This is a genomic window from Streptomyces sp. NPDC059456 (genome assembly GCF_042750055.1).
GTDB lineage: Bacteria > Actinomycetota > Actinomycetes > Streptomycetales > Streptomycetaceae > Streptomyces.
Genome location: NZ_JBHYVA010000737.1, coordinates 1 through 1,934 on the forward strand (window position 1 = coordinate 1; position 1,934 = coordinate 1,934).

Here is a 1,934-nt window from a genome sequence, read left to right on the forward strand (position 1 = left end):
GGGCCACCCTCTGTGGTGGCCCGCCGGGCCCGTTTCCCCCGGAGCACCCCCATGGCCCGCCGCCTCCGCGCCCCGCTCGCCACCGCCGCCCTGCTCGGTCCGCTCGCCCTCGCCGCCCTGACCGGCTGCGGCGGCGCACCGGCCGCGCCCACGCCGCCGCCGCACATCGCCGTCACCACCGCACCCGCGCGGGCCGTGCCCCCGGCCGCCGCGCCGGCCGCGCCGCTGCCCGCCTCGGAGCCGGTACGGGTACGGGTCCCGTCGGCCGGGGTGGACACGGGCCCCCTGCTGAAGCTGGGGGCGGCCGCCGACGGCACCGTCGAGGTGCCCTCCGTGGCGGACGGGGACCGGATCGGCTGGTACACCGGGGGCGTCACTCCGGGCGAGACGGGCCCCGCCGTGCTGATCGGGCACTTCGACACCGTCCGCGGCCCGGCCGTCCTGCGCGACGTCTCGAAGATCCACACCGGTGACGGGATCACCGTCACCCGAGCGGACGGCCGCGACGCCGTCTTCCGGGTGCGCGCACTGGAACAGGTCGGCAAGAAGGCCTTCCCGACCGCCAGGGTGTACGGGAACACCGAGCACCCCGAGCTGCGGCTGATCACCTGCGGCGGCGAGCTCACCGACGGCCACCGCCCCGACAACATCATCGTGTACGCCGATCTCGTGGGCTGAGACGGCGTGAGGCAGAATCGGGCGCATGAGCAGCCAGCAGCCCACTGACGAGCCGGTGTACGACGACCGGGTCTACCGCTCCTCCATGGCCGTCGTCACCGGAGTCCTGCTGCTCGCGCTCGTCGCGTGGCTGTGCGGTGACGCCCTCGTGCGGGGTCCGGCGAACTCCCGGTGGTTCGCGGCGGCGGTCGCCCTGCTGGCCGTGCCGCTGATCGTCGCGTTCACGATCCGCCCGGCGGTCTTCGCCAACGCCGACCGGATGCGCGTACGGAACCCCTTCCGGGTCATCGAGCTGCCCTGGGGCGCCGTGGACGCGGTGCGCGCCGGGTATTCGGCGGAGGTGCTGGCCGAGGGGTCGAAGTACCAGCTGTGGTCCGTCCCGGTCTCGCTGCGCGAGCGGAAGAAGGCGAACCGGCAGCTGGGCCGCGGCGGTGCGGTCAACGGCAAGGTCCCGGGTGCGGCCGGGCGGGCCGCCTCCGCGGGCGCCGGCGCCGGCACCGAGCCGCAGCCGGCCGAGGCGGACCGGGTGGTGCACGAGCTGCGCGAGCTGGCCGAGCGCGGCGCCTCGCGGGCCGGCGCGCAGGGCAGCGTGCGCGTGCGGTGGTCGTACGAGATCATCGCGCCCGCCGTGGTGGGCGCGGTGTTCCTGATCGTGCTGTTCGCCGTCCGCTGACCCCGGTCTGCTAGCTCCTGGGGACGCCCAGGCCGGCGAGGGCCGCGGTCAGGGCCCGGGCGCAGGCTCCCGCGACGATCGAGCGCAACGGCCGTCGTGCGCCGGTCCCCCTCGTTCTGCTGCGCAGTGCGCTGCGTACTGCCGGCATGGCTGTTCTCCCTCGGTCGTCCCGGGTGGGCCGCGCCCACTGTGCGCCCCGGCGGGGGCGGTCGGGGCGGGCCCGGCGCCGACCCGCCGCCGTTTCATCCGATCGGATCGTCATATGCCGTCCGCTCACCGGATCCGGCCGGAACCGCGGCCACCGGGGGCTGCGTCCTCGCATGTGTGCAGCGCAACGAGGTCGGCCGCAGTGCCGCCACCGCCATTCACGTCCGGCTCCGGCTCCTGGGCGGGGGGTTGCTGGTCGCGCACCTCCTCCTCGTCGGCTGGCTCACTCTGCGGCCCCTGGACGTGCCCTGGGCGGCCGCGGCCAATCTGAGTCCGCTGGAGGGGATCCGGGCGGACCTCGGGTAGGGGGCGCGGGGGGGGGCCCGGCGGGTGGGGGGGGGGGTGGGGCTGGTGGGCCCCCCCCGGGGGGTGCGGC

General features: G+C 76.5%; 3 protein-coding genes and 1 pseudogene. 3 read left to right on the top strand and 1 reads right to left on the bottom strand.

Annotated features, from left to right (window positions below):
- Window positions 1-51: 51 nt before the first annotated feature.
- Both ACFXA3_RS37440 and ACFXA3_RS37445 read left to right on the top strand, forming a co-directional pair.
- Window positions 52-678, top strand: coding sequence for a class F sortase (locus ACFXA3_RS37440; RefSeq protein WP_385194862.1), 627 nt, complete (start codon window positions 52-54; stop codon window positions 676-678).
- Window positions 679-703: 25 nt separating this feature from the next.
- The gene (locus ACFXA3_RS37445) at window positions 704-1,351 is read left to right on the top strand and encodes a PH domain-containing protein (RefSeq protein WP_385194865.1); all 648 of its coding nucleotides are present in this window, start codon (window positions 704-706) and stop codon (window positions 1,349-1,351) included.
- Between the two features lie 10 nt (window positions 1,352-1,361).
- Here ACFXA3_RS37445 and ACFXA3_RS37450 read toward each other — a convergent pair whose 3' ends face one another.
- Window positions 1,362-1,499, bottom strand: a complete 138-nt coding sequence (locus ACFXA3_RS37450; protein ID WP_385194868.1) for a hypothetical protein — start codon at window positions 1,497-1,499, stop codon at window positions 1,362-1,364.
- A 176-nt stretch (window positions 1,500-1,675) separates the two neighbouring features.
- On the opposite strand from ACFXA3_RS37450, the pseudogene ACFXA3_RS37455 reads away from it, so the two are divergent.
- A pseudogene (locus ACFXA3_RS37455) lies at window positions 1,676-1,861 on the top strand (VanZ family protein); the annotation flags it as partial.
- Window positions 1,862-1,934 lie beyond the last annotated feature (73 nt).

Bases quoted from the DNA above. Each gene is read 5' to 3' on its own strand.
- ACFXA3_RS37440 (WP_385194862.1), top strand. From the start codon at position 52: ATGGCCCGCCGCCTCCGCGCCCCGCTCGCCACCGCCGCCCTGCTCGGT.
- ACFXA3_RS37445 (WP_385194865.1), top strand. From the start codon at position 704: ATGAGCAGCCAGCAGCCCACTGACGAGCCGGTGTACGACGACCGGGTC.
- ACFXA3_RS37450 (WP_385194868.1), bottom strand. From the start codon at position 1,499: ATGCCGGCAGTACGCAGCGCACTGCGCAGCAGAACGAGGGGGACCGGC.